The sequence below is a fragment of the Methylobacterium mesophilicum genome, from assembly GCF_036441335.1.
Lineage (GTDB): Bacteria > Pseudomonadota > Alphaproteobacteria > Rhizobiales > Beijerinckiaceae > Methylobacterium > Methylobacterium mesophilicum_B.
Genome location: NZ_MLBW01000017.1, coordinates 63133 through 82231 on the forward strand (window position 1 = coordinate 63133; position 19099 = coordinate 82231).

Consider the following 19099-nt stretch of genomic DNA (forward strand, 5'->3'; position numbering starts at 1 on the left):
CGGAGCGGCTGCAATCCCCGCGCACGGTCACCGAGCTGCTCTCACCTACGCTCAAAGACTCGAGACCCGGGTCGGGCGCGGCACCCGGTCCCGCGAGGCCGCCCTGGCGGCGCCGGCCGAGACCGCCATGGCCATCCGCCTCTATGGAGGGGCCGACTCCGTCGCCATCTGCGCGAGGGACGGCACGGTTCTGCGGTTCCCGACCGCCGGCTCGTCGGCAGCGATGCGCAAGAGACCGCCGGGAGCGTCAAGAGCGTCGCCGCGGCCCCCGAGGAGATGGCGATCGCCATCCAGGAGATCTCCGGGCGGATGGCGCGATCCTCCGCCGAGACCGCGCGGGCGGCGACCGAGGCGCGTCGCACGGACGCCCCCGTGGGCGAACTCGCGGATGGGGCCGAGCAGATCGGGGCCTTCGCCAGCTTGATCGCTGGCATCGCCTGCCAGACCAACTCCTGGCCCTCAGCGCCACGATCGAGGCGGCCCGGGCCGGCGAGGCCGGGCGTGTCCTCGGCGCCGCGATCGACCCGTCGCGCAGGTCCGAGAAGCTCTCCGCCGAGAACCAGCGGTTCCGCGACGGGATCCGGGCTGCCTGAGGGGCGTCGGACACGAAAAAACCGGCCCGGCTGAGCCGGACCGGTCTGAGACGGGGCGATGGCTCCGACCCGCGGAGCGGATCGGGCAGCCTACTCGGCGGCGGCGGGCGCCTGGGCCGGGGTGTCCTTGGCCTTGTAGCGGTCGGTGCGCTCGACGATGCGGGCCGACTTACCGCGCCGGTCGCGCAGGTAGTACAGCTTGGCGCGGCGCACCTTGCCGCGGCGGGCCACCTTGATCGAGTCGATCATCGGGGAATGGACCGGGAAGACGCGCTCCACGCCCTCGCCGTACGAGATCTTGCGCACCGTGAAGCTCTCGTTGAGGCCGCCGCCCGAGCGGGCGATGCAGACGCCCTCGTAGGCCTGAACGCGGGTGCGCTCGCCTTCCTTCACGCGGACGTTGACGATGAGCGTATCGCCCGGCTCGAAATCCGGGATGGTCTTGGCGAGGCGCGCGACTTCCTCGCGCTCCAGCTGCTCGATGATGTTCATGGCATAGCTCCGGCCGTCGCGCCGTTCCGCCCCTCATGGGCGATCGGCGCCAGGATTTCGGCGATCCTGTTGTGAGTTGGGCCGCTCTCTACAGGATCGTCGCCGGCTTGTCGATCGGGTTGCGGACGCGATTGGCCGCCCGTCCGGGCGCGGGCCGGGTCTGCGGCCCGCTCCTCCCCCGGATGCGGCGACGCCGCGCGCCGCGCCGCCCGGCTCCGCCTCAGCGACGCTCCTCGGACGCGGACCGCGCCTCGGGCAGCACGCAGGCGGAGAGGAAGGCGGCGAGATCGTCCGTGATGTGATCGATATGCGGCTCGCGCACCGCCTCCTGCTCGAAGGCCTCGCGGTAGGGATCGGTGACCTTCGGCACGACCAGCACGGTCGCCATGCCGAGGTCGTGCGGCACCGCGAGGTTGCGGGCGATGTCCTCGAACAGGGCCGCGCGGGTCGGCTCGACGGCGTGCTTCTCCAGGAACCGCTCGTAGGTCGTGCGCTCCGGCTTCGGCACGAAGTCGGCGGCGGCGATGTCGAACACGTCCTCGAAATGGTCGAGGATGCCGAGTTTGCCGGCGACGTTCTCGGCGTGCCGGCGCGACCCGTTGGTCAGGATCAGCTTGCGCCCGGGCAGCCGCTCGATCGCGTCGCCGAGGCTCTTGTCGAGCTTGATCGACGAGTGGTCGATGTCGTGGGCGAAGTCGAGGAAGTCGTGGGGGTCGATCCGCGACTCGACCATCAGCGCCGACAGCGTCGTGCCGTAGCGGTGGTAGAAGTACTTCTGCAGGGCGCGGGCCGAGAGCCCGTCGAGCCCGTAGAGCTGCATCACGTACAGGGTGATGCGCTCGTCGACCTTCGGCCAGACCGCGGCGTCGCTCGGGTAGAGGGTGTTGTCGAGGTCGAACACCCAGGTGTCGACGTCGGCGAAGCCGCGCGCCGCGGGCGTGGTGAACTGGGCCTTGTCGGGGTGGTGCACCGGAACCCCTCAGGTTGCTGCTGCCCCGGAATCTGGACCGGAACGGTCAAGCTCGCAAGTTCGATGCTTGCCGGTACCTTGCCCGGACCTTGCTGGCCGGCCCCTCCGGGGCGGGCGAGGTACGACAATGCGCTGCGCGCGCGGAGGTTGCGTCCGCGCACCGCGCCGGTTCCGGCGCGGCGCGCGGATGGCCCGGATGTCAGCCCCGGCGGATCAGGGTGCCGGCGCCGTAATCGGTGAACAGCTCGAGGAGCACGGCGTGGTTGACCTTGCCGTCGAGGATGACGACCGCCTCGACGCCGCGCTCGATCGCGTACATGCAGGTCTCGATCTTCGGGATCATCCCGCCCGTGATGGTGCCGTCGGCGATGAGGCGCCGGCAATCCTCCACGGTGAGTTCCGGGATCAGCTTCTTGTCCTTGTCGAGCACGCCCGGCACATCGGTGAGCAGCAGCAGGCGCTTGGCCCGGAGCGCCCCGGCGATCGCCCCCGCGAACGTGTCGGCGTTGACGTTGTAGGTCTGCCCGTCCGCCCCGTAGGCGACCGGCGCCAGGACCGGGATCAGCTCGGCCTTGAGCACCGCGTCGAGGACGCCGCGCTCGACGTGGTCCGGCTCGCCGACGAGGCCCAGATCGACGGTCTGCTCCACGTGGCTCTCGGGATCGACGACGGTCTTCATCGCCCGCTTGGCCCGGACCATGTTGCCGTCCTTGCCGCACAGGCCGACCGCCCGGCCGCCCTCGGCGGAGATCCACCCGACGATCTGCTTGTTGATCAGGCCGGCCAGGACCATCTCGACCACCTCGACGGTGGCCTCGTCGGTGACGCGCAGGCCGCCGCGGAACTCGGACTGGATGCCGAGCCGGTCGAGCATCTTGCCGATCTGCGGCCCGCCGCCGTGCACGACGATCGGCTTCAGCCCGGACTGCTCCAGCAGGACGATGTCCTCGGCGAAGTCCTCGGCCGCGGCCCGGTCGCCCATGGCGTGGCCGCCGTACTTGATGACCACGATCTCCTGGTCGTAGCGCTGCATGTGGGGCAGCGCCTGGGCCAGGACCTCGGCACGCACGTGCACGTTGGGCAATTCGGTCATCGCGGTCCTTCACCGATCCTTGGGTCGGGTCCTCGGGGGCGGATCCGGGCCTCCCCGTCGGGCGGGGCGCTTCTACAGGAAGCCGCCCCCGCTGCGAAGACGCCCCGCGCGCCTTCGCGGACGGGCGGTGCGCGGCCCGGCGGCCGGGGCGGGGCGCGCACCGCCCCGCTGTCAAACTACAGTCATCCTTCGCGGGTGTTGCATTCCCGTGACAGACTGGACCAGATCCAGGCTGGCCCGGGTTGCATCCGCGTGCGGCCCGGATCATGTTGCATCGCAGCAAGCCGAGGGCGAGCTGCCGGGAGGGCCCGATGCGGATTGCGATGATTGGGGCCGGATATGTCGGCCTGGTCTCCGGCGCCTGCTTGGCCGATTTCGGCCACACGGTCGTGTGCATCGACCGGGACCCCGACAAGATCGCCAGCCTGAACACCGGCCGGATGCCGATCTACGAGCCGGGACTCGACGTCCTCGTCGCCGAGAACGTCCGCCAGGGCCGGCTCGCCTTCCGCTCGACCATGCGGGAGGCCGTGGCCGAGGCCGACGCGGTGTTCATCGCGGTCGGCACGCCCTCCCGCCGCGGCGACGGCTTCGCCGACCTGAGCTTCGTGTTCGACGCCGCCCGGGAGATCGCCGGCGCGCTGTCCGGCTTCACGGTGGTGGTGACGAAGTCGACCGTGCCGGTGGGCACCGGCGACGAGGTCGAGCGCATCATCCGCGAGACCAACCCCGCGGCGCAGTTCGCGGTCGCGTCGAACCCCGAGTTCCTGCGCGAGGGCGCGGCCATCGCCGACTTCAAGCGGCCCGACCGCATCGTCGTCGGCGCCGAGGAGGCCAGCGCCGAGGCGGTGATGCGCGAGGTCTACCGGCCGCTCTACCTCAACCAGGCGCCGATCATGGTCACGTCGCGGCGCACGGCCGAGCTGACCAAGTACGCGGCGAACGCGTTCCTGGCGGCGAAGATCACGTTCATCAACGAGGTGGCGGACCTGTGCGAGGCGGTTGGCGCCGACGTCCAGGCGGTGGCGCGGGGCATCGGCCTGGACAACCGGATCGGGTCGAAGTTCCTGCACGCCGGGCCGGGCTACGGCGGCTCGTGCTTCCCCAAGGACACGCTGGCGCTGGTCAAGACCGCCCAGGATGCCGGCACGCCGCTGCGGCTGGTCGAGACGGTTGTGGCGGTCAACGACCAGCGCAAGCGCGCGATGGCGCGCAAGGTGATCAGGGCCTGCGGCGGGTCGGTGCGGGGCCGGACGGTGGCGCTGCTCGGCCTGACCTTCAAGCCGAACACCGACGACATGCGCGACGCGCCCTCGCTGGCGATCGTGGCCGGCCTCCAGGACGCCGGCGCCGTCGTCCGCGCCTACGATCCCGGCTCGTGCTTCCCCAAGGACACGCTGGCGCTGGTCAAGACCGCCCAGGATGCCGGCACGCCGCTGCGGCTGGTCGAGACGGTTGTGGCGGTCAACGACCAGCGCAAGCGCGCGATGGCGCGCAAGGTGATCAGGGCCTGCGGCGGGTCGGTGCGGGGCCGGACGGTGGCGCTGCTCGGCCTGACCTTCAAGCCGAACACCGACGACATGCGCGACGCGCCCTCGCTGGCGATCGTGGCCGGCCTCCAGGACGCCGGCGCCGTCGTCCGCGCCTACGATCCCGAGGGCATGGAGCAGGCCCGGATCCTGATGCCGGCTGTGGATTACGCCGAGAACGCCTACGCCTGCGCCGAGGGCGCGGACGCGGTGGTGATCGTCACCGAGTGGAACGCGTTCCGGGCCCTCGACCTCGACCGGCTGCGTCGGGCCATGGCGTCCGGCGAGGTGGCCCCTGTGCTGATCGACCTGCGCAACATCTACGACCCGGTGAGCGCCGCCCGTCACGGTTTCACCTATTGCGGGGTCGGACGAACCAAGGACAGCGTCGCCCGGATCGGGTCTTGATCGTCGCCGCGCGGCATCGCGGGCCCGGATTCCTGTGCGGGACCTGCGCGACATCGCGAAGATTTCTTCCGGAATCGGCGTCGATGCCGCTAGACGGGCGGCGGCCGCGGAGCCGCAACTGTGGCTTTCTCGTGATCGAGCCCGCGTCTCGGAAGCCGGTCCGGCGGTTCAAACTTGGCGTTTTGGCCGCAGGAATTGGATAAGCTTCTGATGAATACATGTCACAGCCTCTGGCAATTTTGCCACGCGGGGATGACCTCGCGCCGGGGCTGGTTGGACACCGCAATGGTGCCACAGTAAGGGGTGAGAGGGTACTCACTCGTCGAGAGCCGAGCCGACTTCCGATAACGAGCGTGTGCGAACCGAACGTGACACAACGTACAGACATTGCGATCGTCGGACGCGCATGCCGACTGCCCGGGGCCCCCAGCGTGGACGGCCTGTGGTCACTCCTCTCCGAGGGGCGCTGCGCCGTCAGCAAGGTGCCGGCCGACCGGTTCTCCCTGGAGCGGTTCGCCCACCCGCGGGCCCATGAGCGCGGCAAGAGCTACACCTGGGCGGCGGGCGTCATCGACGACGTGTGGTCGTTCGACCCGGCGGTGTTCGGCATCTCGCCCCGCGAGGCCGAGCAGATGGATCCGCAGCAGCGGATGCTGCTGGAGCTGACCTGGGAAGCCCTCGAGGACGCGGGCCTGCGCCCGTCGAGCGTCGCCGGCAGCAATATCGGCGTGTTCGTCGGCGCCTCCTCGCTCGATTACGGCAACCTGCGCATCCTCGACGCGCCGTCGGGCGACGCCTACGCGGCGACCGGCAACACGCTCTCGATCATCTCGAACCGCATCTCCTACATCTTCGACCTCAAGGGCCCGAGCTTCACGGTCGACACGGCCTGCTCGTCCTCGCTCGTCGCCTTCGACAACGCCGTTCAGGCGATCCGGTCGGGCCGCGTGGACACCGCCGTCGTCGCCGGCGTCAACGTGCTGGCGAGCCCGTTCAACTTCATCTGCTTCTCCACCGCGCAGATGCTCTCGCGCACCGGCCTGTGCCAGGCGTTCTCCAAGAACGCGGACGGCTACGTGCGCTCCGAGGGCGGCGTGGTGTTCGTGCTGCAGTCGGCCGAGGCCGCGCGGCGCAACGGTGCCACGGTGCGCGCGGTGGTCGCCGCCTCCGGCATCAACTCCGACGGCCGGACCACCGGCATCTCCCTCCCCTCGGGCTACGCCCAGGGTGCCCTGCTGGAGAAGGTCTACCGCGAGGCCGAGATCCGGCTCGACGACCTCGCCTTCATGGAGGCGCACGGCACCGGCACGCCGGTGGGCGACCCGATCGAGGCCTCGGCCATCGGCTCCAAGCTCGGCCGCGGCCGGCAGGCGCCGCTGCCGATCGGATCGATCAAGACCAATATCGGCCACACCGAGCCGGTCTCCGGCCTCGCCGGACTGATGAAGGCGACGCTCGCCCTGGAGCACGACCTCGTGCCGCCGTCGCTGCACGCGGCCGAGCTCAACCCCGAGATCCCGTTCGGCGAGCTCAACCTGGACGTCGTGCGCGCGCCGCTGAAGATCGACCGCGGCCCGCGCGAGCGCTTCGCCGGCGTCAACTCCTTCGGCTTCGGCGGCACCAACGCCCACGTCGTCATCACCGACGCCCCCGCCTGGGCGAAGCCCGCCCCGGCGACCGCGGAGCCCCAGGCCCAGGTGCTGCTGCTCTCGGCCCAGAGCCGCGCCGCGCTGAACGAGCTGGCCCTCGACTACGCCGAGCGCCTCGAGGCCGCGCCGGAGCAGGTCGCGACCGTGGCGGCCGCGGTGGCGCATCGTCGCGAACGCATGCCCGCCCGCCTCGCCGTCGCGCTCGACGGCAAGGCCGACGTCGCCGCGGCGCTGCGCGCCGTCGGCGAGGGCGAGGACACGCAGGACGCCTTCACCGGCACCGCCGTCGACCGCGTCGCCGAGGTGGCCTTCATCTATTCCGGCAACGGCAGCCAGTGGGCCGGCATGGGCCGCGAGGCCTACGAGGAGAACGCGGTCTTCCGCGCGACCTTCGACCGGATCGATACCCTGTTCCAGACCTACTCGGACTGGTCGCTTAAGGCGGCGCTCTACGCCGACGACCTGGACGAGCGCCTCGCGCTCACCAGCGTCTCGCAGCCGCTGATCTTCGCCATCGAGAGCGCCTCGACGGCCGCCCTCAAGGCCAAGGGCCTGATCCCGTCCTACGTCCTCGGCCACAGCGTAGGCGAGATCGCGGCCGCCGAGGCCGCCGGGATCCTGAGCCTGGAGGACGCGGTCCGGGTCATCTACTACCGCAGCCACCACCAGGAGACGACGCACGGCCAGGGCACCATGGCGGTGCTGCTGATGCCGTCCGAGGAGGTCGAGACCTTCCTCAAGGATTACCCGACCCTCGACATCGCCGCCTACAACAGCCCCAAGGCCGTCACGGTCGCGGGCCCGGTGGCCGATATCGACGCCGCCATCAAGGCCCTGTCGCGCAAGCGCCGCCGCGGCCGCAAGCTCGACCTCGCCTACGCCTTCCACGGCCGGCTGATGGATCCGACCGAGAAGCCGCTGCTGCGCGACCTCGCGGGCCTCAAGTCGCGGACCGGAACGACCGCGATGGTCTCGACCGTGACCGGCTCGGTGCTGGGCGGCGAGAATTTCGGCGCCGGCTACTGGTGGCGCAACATCCGCGAGCCGGTGCGCTTCTGCGAGGCCGTGCAGGACGCCACCCGCCGCGGCGCCCGCGTCTTCGTCGAGGTCGGACCGCGCGCGACCCTGATGTCCCACGTCGGCGACGCGGTCGAGCCGCTGGGCATCGAGACCGCCACGGTCGGCGTGATGCACCGCAAGGCCTCCGGCGGCGACCCGATCGCCAAGGCGGTCAGCGCCGCCCTCGTCCAGGGCGCGCAGGTCGACGAGACCGTGCTGTTCGGCGACGCGCCGAAGGGCGATGTCCGCCTGCCCTCCTACCCGTGGCAGCGCCGCCCGTTCCGCCTCGCCGACACCACCGAGGGCGTCGGCGCGATGAGCCCCCGCCCCTACCACCCGCTGATCGGGTCGCGCACGACCTTCGACGGGCTGGAGTGGAACGGCTTCGTCGATCCGGTGATGGTGCCGGAACTGGAGGACCACAAGGTCGACGGCCAGGTGATCATGCCGGGCGCCGGCTTCGTCGAGATGGCTCTGGCCTGCGTCCGCGAGGCCCTGCGCGACGACGAGGTCGTGCTGGCCGACTTCGAGATCGTGGCGCCGATGGTGTTCACCGAGGACGCCCTGCGCGAGGTCGCGGTGCGCCTGTCGGGCTCCGGCAACGGCATCCAGGTGCTGAGCCGCCCGCGCCTGACCCAGACGCCCTGGCAGCTCCACGCCCAGGCCAAGATCGTCGAGGGGACCTTCTCGGCGCCGAAGAGCCCGGATCTCGACGGCTTCAGCTTCGAGACCGCGGGCGAGCACGTGCTCAGCGGCGACGCGCTCTACGCCAAGGCCCTGGCCTCCGGCCTCGCCTTCGGCCCGAGCTTCCAGCAGGTCGCCCTGAGCGCCCGTCTGGACGACGCCACCATCGTGTCCGACCTGCTGCCGGCCGAGCCCGACACCCGCTACGGCCTCGTGCCGAACCGGCTCGACGCCTGCTTCCACGGGCTGATCCTGCTGTTCGCTGACCTGCTCGGCGAGAACGGCGGCAAGGCCTACATCCCGGTGCGCTTCGGCGAGGTCCGGCTGCTGCGCCCCGGCGCGGTGATCGCCCGCTCGATCATCCGCACGCGCCGCTGCAATGAGCGCTCGATCCTGGCGGACTTCACGCTCCTCGACCCCGAGGGTGCGGTCATCGCCACGATCCGCGAGGGCCGGTTCCAGGCCCTGCGCGCCAAGAACGGCGGCGACCTCTCGGCCTTCGCGATCTCGCAGGTGCCGGAACTCGCCACCGAGCCGACCGCGATCCCGATGGAGCGCCGCCCGAGCGTGGCCGCGCGCCTGCGCCCGCTCGCCGCCGAGGCGAAGGGGCCGTCCGACGCCGCCCTGTCGCCGGGCCATCTCCTGCTGGAGGGCTGGGCGACCTCGCTCGCCTACCGCCTCGCCTCCGGGCTGGCGCAGGGCGAGACCGTCTCGATCACCGACAGCCGCGTGCCGGAGGTCCTGCGCCCCTGGCTGCTGAACGCCCTCTACGCCCTGGAGAGCAGCGGCCTCGCCGAGCGCGCGGGCCAGAACTGGACGCTCGGCGACGGCGCCGCGCTGCCCGCGCCCGACGAGATCATGCGCTGGATCGCCGGCGACCACCCGGACCTCTCGGCCGAGCTGGTGCTCATCGCCGATGTCGGCGCCCTGGTCGATCGGCTGCTCGCCGGCACGCTGAGCGACGCGCCGTCCCTGCCGCAGGGGGCGATCGACGCCTTCGTGCTGCGCTCGGCCACCGCGCGCCACGGCGCCGACGTCGTCGCCGGCCTGATCGAGCGCAGCCGCGCCCAGCTCCCCAAGGAGCGGGCGCTGCGGGTCCTCCAGGTCGGTTTCGGTCCGCTCTCGGCCCAGACCGCGACCTTCGCGGCCGCAGCCGAGGCCCGGCTCACCGTGTTCGAGACCGACCGCCGGCTCGCCGAGCGCGCACGCCTGTCCCTCGGCCGCGCCGCCGCCGTGGTCGAGACCGCCGAGGAGCTCGCGCCCGGCAGCTTCGACCTGATCCTGGCATCGGGCAGCCTGCACCGCGGCGACCGCGGCCTGCCGGGACAGCTCGCCGGGGCGCTCGCCACCGGCGGCTTGCTGGTGGCCGTTGAGCCGGGCGCCTCCCTGTTCCGCGACCTCGTGTTCGGGCTGACGGCCGGCTGGTTCGAGGAGGCCGCGGGCGGCCTGCCCGTGGGCCGTCTCGAGGATATCGAGGGCTGGCAGCGCATCCTGAGCGCCCACGGCCTCGTCAAGGTCGAGGTCGAGCGGGCGGCGTCCGCCAACGGCGACGACCTGCTGCTGACGGCGGAAGCGCCGGTGCGTCCGGGCCCGGCCCCGGCGCAGAGCTTCGCCTTCATCATCGGCTCCGACGACGAGTTCGCGGCCGAGACCGCCTCCTCCCTGGCGACCCTGCTGGTCGCGGGCGGCGTGCACGTCTCAATCATCCTCGACTCCGAGACCTCCCTGATGGAGCTGGAGAAGGAGACCCCCGACACGGTGGTGTTCCTGGCCGGCGCCTTCACCCGCGGCGGCGAGGCGTCCGAGCGGCTGCGTGACCGCTGCCTCAGCCTGAAGCGCTGCACCGAGCACCTCGGCGCGCGCCAGACCCGCCTCTGGGTCGTCGCCCCCGGCGCGACCCGCGACCGCGGCGGCCAGACCACCAACATCGAGGCCGGCGTGTGGGCCTTCTCCCGCACGCTCGCCAACGAGGCCCCGAACCTCGACGTCCGCCGCATCGACCTCTCCCCCGAGATGTCGTCGAAGCGGGCCTCCGAGCGCCTGCGCGACCTCATCCTCTCCGGCACCCCGGAGACCGAGATCGTACTGGACGACGAGCGGACCCAGGTCGTGCGCTTCCACGCCGGCCGGCCGCAGCACCGGGATCCGGCGGACCTGGTCCCGGCCGAGGCCGCGCGCCTGGAGCGCAGCAACACCGGCGGCCTCAGCGAGATGGTCTGGGGACCGGCCGAGCGCCGCACCCCCGGCAAGGGCGAGATGGAGATCGCGGTCGAGGCCACCGGCCTCAACTTCCGCGACGTTCTCTGGGCGCTCTCGATGCTCCCCGAGGAGATCCTGGAGGACGGCTTCGCCGGCCCCCGCCTCGGCCTCGAATGCGCCGGCCGCGTCACGGCCGTCGGCCCTGGCGTGAAAGGGTTCAAGGTCGGCGACCCGGTCGTCGCCTTCGCCCAGTCGGGCTTCGCCACGCACATCGTCGTGCCGGACCTCGTCGTCGCGCCGATGCCGCAGGGCCTCGACCCGATGGCCGCCGCCACCGTGCCGGTCGCCTTCCTCACCGCCTATTACGGCCTCGTCTCCTGCGCCCGGATGCGGCGCGGCGAGTGGGTGCTGGTCCATGGCGGTGCGGGCGGCGTCGGTCTGGCGGCCCTGCAGATCGCCAAGCTCAAGGGTGCGCGTGTCATCGCTACCGCCGGCTCCCGCGAGAAGCGGGCGCTCGTGAAGGCGCTGGGTGCCGAGCACGTGCTCGATTCCCGCTCGCTCGCCTTCGTGGACGAGGTCCGGGCGATCACCGGCGACGGCGTCGACATCGTGCTGAACAGCCTGTTCGGCGAGGCGATGGAGCGCTCCCTCAACGCGCTCCGGCCGTTCGGCCGCTTCATCGAGCTGGGCAAGCGCGACTACGTCGCCAACACCCATATCGGCCTGCGCCCGTTCCGGCGGAACCTCAGCTACTTCGGCGTCGACCTCGATCAGGTGATCCAGCACCAGGGCGACGACGGCGCGCGGATGTTCCGCGAGGTCATGGCCCTGTTCAACGACGGCGGCCTGAAGCCCCTGCCCTACCAGCCCTTCACGGCGGCCGAGACCTCGGACGCGTTCCGGCTGATGCAGCAGTCGGGTCACATCGGGAAGATCGTGATCAGCCCGCCCAAGGCCGGCACGATCATGAAGGACACGGCGAAGCCGTTCACGGTCTCGGAGACGGGTGTCCACCTTCTCACCGGCGGCCTCGGCGGCTTCGGCCTGGAGGCGGCGCGCTGGCTGATCGACCGGGGTGCCAAGCACCTCGTGCTGGCCGGCCGCAAGGGCGCGGCCACCGACGAGGCCAAGGCGATCGTGGCCGAGCTGTCGGCCCGGGGCGTGACCGTCGAGGCGAAGGCCGTCGACATCACGAGCCGCGCCTCGGTGGACCGGCTGCTCGCCGAGATCGAGCAGAAGGGCAAGAAGCTGGCCGGCGTGCTCCACGCCGCGGCTGTGCTCCAGGACGGCCTGATCTCCAACATCGACGCCGCGGCGCTCGATGCCGTGATCGGCCCGAAGGTGATCGGCGCCCAGCACCTCGACGCCGCCACCCGCGACCGGAGCCTCGACTACTTCGTCCTGTTCTCGTCGGCGACGACCTTCATCGGCAATCCGGGCCAGGGCTCCTACGTGGCCGCCAACGGCTTCATGGAGGGCCTCGCGCGGCAGCGTCGCCGCCGCGGCCTGCCCGCTCTGGCGGTGGCCTGGGGCGCGATCGGCGATGTCGGCATGCTCGCCCGCAACAAGGCGGTCATGGAAGGGCTCGCCGGCCGCGTCGGCGTCACGCCGATGGAGGCCCGCCGCTGCCTCGACCTGATGGCCGAGGCGCTGGGCAGCCAGGGTGCGTCCCCGGACGAGGCGGTCATCGCCATCGCGGCGATGCACTGGGGCAAGGCGCGCGAGCGTCTCGCCACCATGCGCTCGCCGAGCTACGCCGAACTCGGGTCGGACCAGCAGGCCGAGGCCGGCGGCGTCCAGGCGATCAACATCGGGGCGCTGCTCAAGGGCGGCGACATCGACGCGGTCCGCAAGACCGTGTCGGACGCGATCGTCGAGGACATCGCCCGCATCCTGCGCCTGCCGAAGGACGACATCAGCCGCGTGCGCCAGCTCTCGGAGATCGGCCTCGACTCGCTGATGGGTGTCGAACTCGGTGCCAGCCTGCAGGAGCGCTTCGCCCTCGACGCGCCGCCCGCCGGACTTTCGTCGGGCATGACCGTCAATGAGCTGTCGGAGTCCTTAATTCAGGCGGTTTCCGCGCCCATGGACGAGACGGCCGGCGTCGCGATGAGCCTCGTCTCGAAGCATGTCGGCGGTGAGGTCGATGCGCAGATCCTCGCGCCTCTCAAGGAACTCATCGAGCAGACGTCCAGCGAGATCAAAGAGACCAACTCATGACCGACACGGCACGGCCGGACGGCGGGCGCGCGGCGCTCGCCGGCTTCGTGACCAACCGGCTCGGGCGCGCCACGCCGCGCCCGGCCCCCGTCAAGACGGCCTCTCCCGCCGGCAAGTCGGCGGCGCAGAACTTTGAGAACCTGCCGGGCTACCGCGAGCTGAAGCTCCAGCGCCAGGCGGCCGAGCTGATCGGCCTGGGCAACCCGTTCTTCCGCGTCCACGACGCCAAGGCCGGCGCGACCACGCGGATCGACCAGAAGAGCTTCACCAACTTCTCGTCCTACGATTATCTCGGCCTGAACGGCCATCCGCGCGTGAGCAACGCCGCCCGCGAGGCGATCGACGCCTACGGCACGTCGGCCTCGGCGAGCCGCGTGGTGGCGGGCGAGCGGCCCGGACACATCAGCCTCGAGCAGGCGCTGGCCAAGCACTACCAGTCCGAGGGCTGCATCGTGATGGTGAGCGGCCACGCCACCAACGTCACGACCATCGGCGCCCTGCTGGAAGCCGGCGACGTGATCTTCCACGACGCGCTGTCCCACAACAGCATCGTCACCGGCGCGCAACTGTCGGGCGCCCAGCGCCGCTCCTTCGCGCATAACGACCTCGACGCCCTGGAGACCCTGCTCCAGTCGACCCGCCACGAGCATCGCCGGGCGCTGATCGTGGTCGAGGGCCTCTACAGCATGGACGGCGACGCGCCGGACCTCGCCGGGCTCGTGGCCCTCAAGAAGCGCTACGACGCGTGGCTGATGGTCGACGAGGCGCACGGCCTCGGAGTCACCGGCCGCACCGGCGCGGGCCTGTTCGAGCATTGCGGTGTCGATCCCCGCGAGGTCGACATCTGGATGGGCACGCTGTCGAAGACCCTGTCGACCTGCGGCGGCTACATCTGCGGCCCGATCGCGCTGATCGAGTACCTCAAGCACACGGCCGGCGGCTTCGTGTACAGCGTCGGCATGTCGCCGCCGCTCGCGGCGGCCGCCGAGGCGGCCCTCGCGGTGATGCATGCCGAGCCGGAGCGGGTCGAGCGGCTGCGCCAGAACGGCACCCTGTTCCTGGCGACCGCCAAGAAGCTCGGCCTGGACACCGGCTTCAGCCTCGGCCTCGCGGTCGTGCCGATCATCGTCGGCGATTCGCTCAAGGCCGTCACCCTGTCGGACCGGTTGTTCCGCCGAGGCATCAACGTGCAGCCGATCATCCACCCGGCGGTGCCGGAGCGGGCCTCGCGCCTGCGCTTCTTCCTCACCTCCGAGCACACGCCCGACCAGATCCGCGACACCGTGAACGCGGTGGCCGAGGAACTGGCGGCCATCGACAAGGGCGGCTCGCTGATCGAGCAGCTGCTGGCCAAGCGGGTCTGAGCCCGGCCGGGGCCGCGCCCCGGTCTACCGAGAGCCGCCACGAAACCGAAGGGGGCGCGGATGTCATCCGCGCCCCCTTCGGCATTCGAGCGACCGAGTTCAGCAGCCGCGATCGGACGCGTGCGTCGACCGGAGCGACGCGGCACGATTCCGGCGTCCCTCGCGCGACGGGAGCGAGCGCCCCCGTCGCCGGGCGGCCACTTACTTCGCGTAGGCGTAGGCGGTCGCGGCGGAGGCGACCGGTCCGGTGACGCCGTTGAAGGCGGTGAGGACCTTCTGGACCTCGGTGAAGGGCGCGTTCGACACGTAGACCAGGTCGCGGTTGCGCATGCGGAACGCCTGGGACACGAACAGGCTGTTGGGGTCGCGCATGTCGATCCGGTAGACGACCGGCACCAGCGGCGTGCCGAGCAGCTTCGAGCCGGGGCTGAGCCGGCGCACGACGCTGGCGGGCTCGAACCGGAAGATGAAGGTGCCGGCCGGGTCGGCGGCGAAGTCCGANTACTTCGCGTAGGCGTAGGCGGTCGCGGCGGAGGCGACCGGTCCGGTGACGCCGTTGAAGGCGGTGAGGACCTTCTGGACCTCGGTGAAGGGCGCGTTCGACACGTAGACCAGGTCGCGGTTGCGCATGCGGAACGCCTGGGACACGAACAGGCTGTTGGGGTCGCGCATGTCGATCCGGTAGACGACCGGCACCAGCGGCGTGCCGAGCAGCTTCGAGCCGGGGCTGAGCCGGCGCACGACGCTGGCGGGCTCGAACCGGAAGATGAAGGTGCCGGCCGGGTCGGCGGCGAAGTCCGACAGGCCGCGGGCCTTGGCCAGCGCCTGCGCCAGCGTGATGCCGTCGGCCTGGAACGGCAGCTCGGTGCTGTTGCCCAGCGCGCCCACCGCGATGAAGGTCTGCGGGTCGCGCACGAGCGTGAGCACGTCGTTGGGCCGCAGGTAGATGTTCTCCCGCGGGTTCGACACCACCGTGGTCAGCGGCACGGTCGCGGTCACCGGGCCGCGCGAGAGCCGCACGAAGGTCTCGTTGACCGGCGCGCGGTTGCCGCCGGCGGCGGCGATGACGTCGAGGATGCGGTCGCCGTGGCCGGAGAGCGGCAGGCGGGCGCCGGCGGCGCCCTCGCCGGTGACGGTGACGGCCTGGGAGATCGGGCGGGTGACCGAGACCAGCACCTGCGGCTGGATGGCCTTGCCGGCGAGTTCGTTCTCGATAAGCGCCTGGAGAGCCCGCGGAGAAGCGGTCGGCGACGAGCGGGCCGGAGAACAGGCCGCCCGAGCCGGCTTCCCAGATGGAGACCGAGACCATGTCGCCGATGCCGATGACCGGCTCGGAGGAGGGACGGTGGTCGCCGAAGGAGGCGAGCAGGCTGTCGAGGGGGCGGCCGCGCAGGGCCTCGACCACGGAGGGCGTGACGTCGATGATCTCGTAGCGGGCGAGGATCCCGCCGTCGGCCGTGGCGACCTCGGCCCCGGCCTGGATCGCGCTCGCCGTCGGACCCGCCGCGGGCAGGTACGTGCAGCCCGACATCGCCGTGACGGCGAGCAGGACGAGGGGAAGTTTGCGCATCCAGATGTTGCCCATCGGTATTGCCGAGCCCGTGCCTAGCCCATAGCGGCCCAGGTGTCCGTAGCGGGTGAGCCACACTCCGCCCGCCACGGCCGAGACTGCTAAGTCATCCTCGTTAAGCACAGCTTTTTCGGGGCAATGGCGCGACAAATGCCGGTCGCAGCGCGCGCAGCCGAAATATCGGGACACAATTCCAGACGTTGTCGGCGGTCACGGACCGGCCGATCGGCCCCGGGGCCGGGTGGATTGGGGGCGATCCGCTCACGGCCCCTGGGTGACGGCCGCCGTGATGTCGCCGTAGACGGCGCTGACGCGGGACACGTAGAAGCGGATGCTGCCGACGGCGACGAGGAAGATCAGGCCGCCGAGCAGGGCGTACTCCGTCGCGGTGGATCCGCGGACGTCGCGGGCGAACCGTGCGGTCGCGGCCCGGAGCCGACCCGCCGGGGCGGACGCCCCCCGGGATCGCACAGCGCGCCGCTCCCCTCCGTCGCCGCCCGGCTCATCCATGGTCGACCGCGCCTTCCAGTCCCGCCGCGCGCGTGGCCTCACGCGCTCCGAAGTCTGGTACCGGCACGCGCTTGCCGCCGGCTTAACGAAGTGTTCGAAACCGGCGGTCGGGTCGATTCCGGGCGGGATATGCACCGCCCGGCGCGGCGGTGGGCACGCCCGCCGCGGGCGCGCCCGGGCCGCCTCAGGCGTGGCCGGCCTTGTGGCGGAGGTCGTCGATCCGCTTCGAGGCCTCGGCCTTGTCGAGGTCGGGGTCGAACGCCTCCGGCTCCTTCGCCTCCTCCGAGAGCGTCTTCAGATAGGAGGCCTGCGCGCCGGTCATCGGCTCGCCGCCGGTCGTCCACTGGTCCGGATCCTTGATCTGGTTGGACACGTCCTTCGGGTCGGTCTTGGGGTTCTCCGGGGCGTCCTGACGCGCTCCGGTATCCCGATCCGCCTTCGACGTCGCCTTCGCGGTGCTGGTAGCCATGCGCCTGATGTTCCCTAAATGTTCGCGTTCCGGGTGATCAACGCGTCCCGCCGCGCGGCGGTTCCTGCCGACACGGCGGGGGCGTCGGGCGCGACGATCTTCCCTTCCGCGCGCCCGCTCCGCATGATCGCGGCGCCCCAGAGAGCCACGGTGGTCCGGATGACGTCCCAATCAGACCCGACACGCGATGCCGGGACGGCCGCCCAGGTGCTCGTGGTCATGGGCGTCTCGGGGTCCGGGAAGAGCACCGTGGCGGCGCTGATCGCCGAGAGGCTCGGCTGGATCTTCGTGGACGGCGACAGCTTCCACACGCCGGAGCACGTGGCGAAGATGCACGCGGGCCACGCCCTCGACGACGCGGACCGCGCGCCCTGGCTCGCCCGGATCGCGACGTGGATCCAGCAGCGCCTCGACGCCGGCGAGTCCGGCGTGGTGGTCTGCTCGGCGCTCCGGCGCGCGTACCGGGACGTCCTTACCCGGGGCAGCCGGCGGGTCCGCCTCGTCTACCTCGACGGCGACAGGGCCCTGATCGCGCGGCGCCTCGCGGAGCGCCGGGGCCACTTCATGTCGCCGCACCTCCTCGAGAGCCAGTTCGCGATCCTCGAGGTCCCGGGGCCCGACGAGCACCCGATCACCGTCGGGATCCTCGAGCCGCCCGAGGCGATTGCCGACCGGGTCGTGGCGGAACTCGCCGCCGCGGCGCGCCGGGATCCGGGTGGGGAGTGACGCGATGACAGCAGGAACCGGCAAGGCCGCGGGGATCGCCCTGGTGATCTCGGACGTCGACGGCACCCTGGTGACCGGCGACAAGCGCCTGACCGGGGCGACGGTGGCGGCCGTGCGCCGCCTGCGCGCGGCCGGGATCGGCTTCAGCATCGCCTCAGCGCGGCCGCCGATCGGCCTGCGGAGCCTCGTGACGGACCTCGGTCTCGACCTGCCGATGGGGGCCTTCAACGGCGCCAGCGTCGTCCGGCCGGACCTGTCGATCATCGAGGAGCGGACCATCCCGGAGGCGGCGGCCCGGTCGGCCCTCGACCGGCTCCTGGCCGAGGGGCTGGATGTCTGGGTCTTCGCCGACGGCGCGTGGTGCCTGCGCGACCCGGACGGCCCCTACACCGACCTGGAGCGCCGCACGATCGGCGCGGAGCCCCGGGTCGTCGCCGATCTCGGAACGCTCATGGGATCGGCCGCCAAGATCGTCGGCGTCAGCCGCGACCACGCCCATCTCGCGGCCTGCGAGACGCGCATCGCGGCGGCGCTGGCCGGCCGCGCCACCGTCCACCGCTCGCAGGCATACTATCTCGACGTGACCCCGCCCGACCTCGACAAGGGTCGCTTCGTCGCCTGGATGAGCGCGCATCTCGCCATCCCGCGCGAGCGGATCGCCACTTTCGGCGATGCCGGCAACGACCGCCCGATGTTCGCGCAGAGCGGCTACGCGGTGGCGATGGGCAATGCCGAGGCGAGCGTGCAGGCGTCCGCGAGCGCGGTCACGGACAGCAACGATTCCGACGGGTTCGCCCGCGCGGTCGACCGCTTCATCCTTCCCTGACTTCGACGGCTGGCGCGCGCCGCGCTGTGGCGCGCGGATCACAAGCGCGCCCGTCGCCCCGGCCGCCCACAGGCTGCCGAACCGGGGCCGCTTTCCGGCCTCATTTCCCCGTGACCTAGCTTGACCACAGAACAAGCAGCACCGGGTCTCGGAATGCATCGCCTCATCCTGGCCGCCGTCCTCGCGGTCGCGCCCGCCGCCGCCTTCGGGCAGGGCGCGCGCGACAATATCGACGCGTTGATCGAGCAGCAGGCGAAGGCGAACGGCGTTCCGGCGAGCTTCGTGCACGCCGTGGTCAAGCGCGAGAGCAACTACAATCCGCGGGCCAAGGGCGGCAGCGCCCTGGGCCTCATGCAGATCAAGCACGCGACCGCGCGCAGCCTGGGCTACACCGGCGACGCCGCCGGCCTGTACGATCCGGAGACCAATTTGCGCTACGGCGTGGCCTATCTGGCGGGCGCCTATCGCACGGCCAAGGGCAACGTCAGCCAAGCCTACCAGTACTACAACCGCGGCTACTACTACGCCGCCAAGCGCCAGGGCATCTCCACCGAGGTGGCCTCGGTGGTGGCCCCGGTGGCGGCCTCGGCCAGCGCCCTGGCGAGCCTGTTCGGCGGCGGCGTCGCCGACTCCCGGAACAACCCCGCGGCCGCCGCCCTGGCCTACGCACCCACCGCCGCCGCGGTGGCGGAGGCTCCGACCGAGACCGTCGAGGTGCCGCTGCCGCCGCGGCGGCCC

General features: G+C 71.6%; 13 protein-coding genes. 7 read left to right on the forward strand and 6 right to left on the reverse strand.

Annotated elements, in window-relative coordinates:
- Positions 1–683: 683 nt before the first annotated feature.
- The 3 genes from rplS to argB all read right to left on the reverse strand — a co-directional run bounded on the left by rplS (position 684) and on the right by argB (position 3148).
- Positions 684–1085, reverse strand: coding sequence for a 50S ribosomal protein L19 (gene rplS / locus MMR14E_RS12980; protein WP_091683176.1), 402 nt, complete (start codon positions 1083–1085; stop codon positions 684–686).
- A gap of 220 nt (positions 1086–1305) precedes the next feature.
- Entirely contained in the window at positions 1306–2055 is a 750-nt protein-coding gene (locus MMR14E_RS12985; protein ID WP_331314827.1) for a pyrimidine 5'-nucleotidase, read from the reverse strand.
- A gap of 199 nt (positions 2056–2254) precedes the next feature.
- A complete protein-coding gene (gene argB / locus MMR14E_RS12990; RefSeq protein ID WP_012317957.1) occupies positions 2255–3148 on the reverse strand; it encodes an acetylglutamate kinase in 894 nt (297 codons plus the stop codon).
- 311 nt (positions 3149–3459) lie between these two features.
- Here argB and MMR14E_RS12995 point away from each other — a divergent pair, with 311 nt between their 5' ends.
- The 3 genes from MMR14E_RS12995 to MMR14E_RS13005 all read left to right on the forward strand — a co-directional run bounded on the left by MMR14E_RS12995 (position 3460) and on the right by MMR14E_RS13005 (position 14260).
- Entirely contained in the window at positions 3460–5085 is a 1626-nt protein-coding gene (locus tag MMR14E_RS12995; protein ID WP_331314832.1) for a UDP-glucose/GDP-mannose dehydrogenase family protein, read from the forward strand.
- 368 nt (positions 5086–5453) lie between these two features.
- Positions 5454–12896 carry an SDR family NAD(P)-dependent oxidoreductase gene (locus MMR14E_RS13000; RefSeq protein ID WP_331314835.1) on the forward strand — a complete coding sequence of 2481 codons (7443 nt, stop codon included), beginning with the start codon at positions 5454–5456 and terminating at the stop codon, positions 12894–12896.
- The gene (locus tag MMR14E_RS13005) at positions 12893–14260 is read left to right on the forward strand and encodes an aminotransferase class I/II-fold pyridoxal phosphate-dependent enzyme (RefSeq protein ID WP_331314838.1); all 1368 of its coding nucleotides are present in this window, start codon (positions 12893–12895) and stop codon (positions 14258–14260) included. Before MMR14E_RS13000 ends, MMR14E_RS13005 begins: the two co-directional genes overlap by 4 nt.
- A gap of 201 nt (positions 14261–14461) precedes the next feature.
- On the opposite strand, the gene MMR14E_RS13010 is transcribed toward MMR14E_RS13005, so the two are convergent.
- Positions 14462–15436 (reverse strand): hypothetical protein, encoded by a 975-nt coding sequence (locus tag MMR14E_RS13010; protein WP_331314839.1) that lies wholly within the window; start codon positions 15434–15436, stop codon positions 14462–14464.
- Between the two features lie 116 nt (positions 15437–15552).
- Here MMR14E_RS13010 and MMR14E_RS13015 point away from each other — a divergent pair, with 116 nt between their 5' ends.
- Complete coding sequence (locus MMR14E_RS13015; RefSeq protein ID WP_331314841.1) at positions 15553–15693, forward strand: hypothetical protein; 141 nt, start codon at positions 15553–15555, stop codon at positions 15691–15693.
- A 398-nt stretch (positions 15694–16091) separates the two neighbouring features.
- Here MMR14E_RS13015 and MMR14E_RS13020 read toward each other — a convergent pair whose 3' ends face one another.
- Together MMR14E_RS13020 and MMR14E_RS13025 are read right to left on the reverse strand one after the other, a co-directional pair.
- Positions 16092–16301, reverse strand: a complete 210-nt coding sequence (locus MMR14E_RS13020; RefSeq protein ID WP_331314844.1) for a hypothetical protein — start codon at positions 16299–16301, stop codon at positions 16092–16094.
- A gap of 223 nt (positions 16302–16524) precedes the next feature.
- The gene (locus MMR14E_RS13025; RefSeq protein WP_331314846.1) at positions 16525–16809 is read right to left on the reverse strand and encodes a DUF3072 domain-containing protein; all 285 of its coding nucleotides are present in this window, start codon (positions 16807–16809) and stop codon (positions 16525–16527) included.
- Positions 16810–16968: 159 nt separating this feature from the next.
- Between MMR14E_RS13025 and MMR14E_RS13030 the strand changes: the two genes are divergently transcribed.
- The 3 genes from MMR14E_RS13030 to MMR14E_RS13040 form a co-directional block, all read left to right on the forward strand.
- Positions 16969–17535, forward strand: coding sequence for a gluconokinase (locus MMR14E_RS13030; protein WP_331314848.1), 567 nt, complete (start codon positions 16969–16971; stop codon positions 17533–17535).
- Between the two features lie 4 nt (positions 17536–17539).
- Positions 17540–18361 (forward strand): Cof-type HAD-IIB family hydrolase, encoded by an 822-nt coding sequence (locus tag MMR14E_RS13035; RefSeq protein ID WP_331314849.1) that lies wholly within the window; start codon positions 17540–17542, stop codon positions 18359–18361.
- 153 nt (positions 18362–18514) lie between these two features.
- On the forward strand, positions 18515–19099 hold a 585-nt coding region (locus MMR14E_RS13040; protein WP_331314850.1), incomplete at its 3' end, for a lytic transglycosylase domain-containing protein.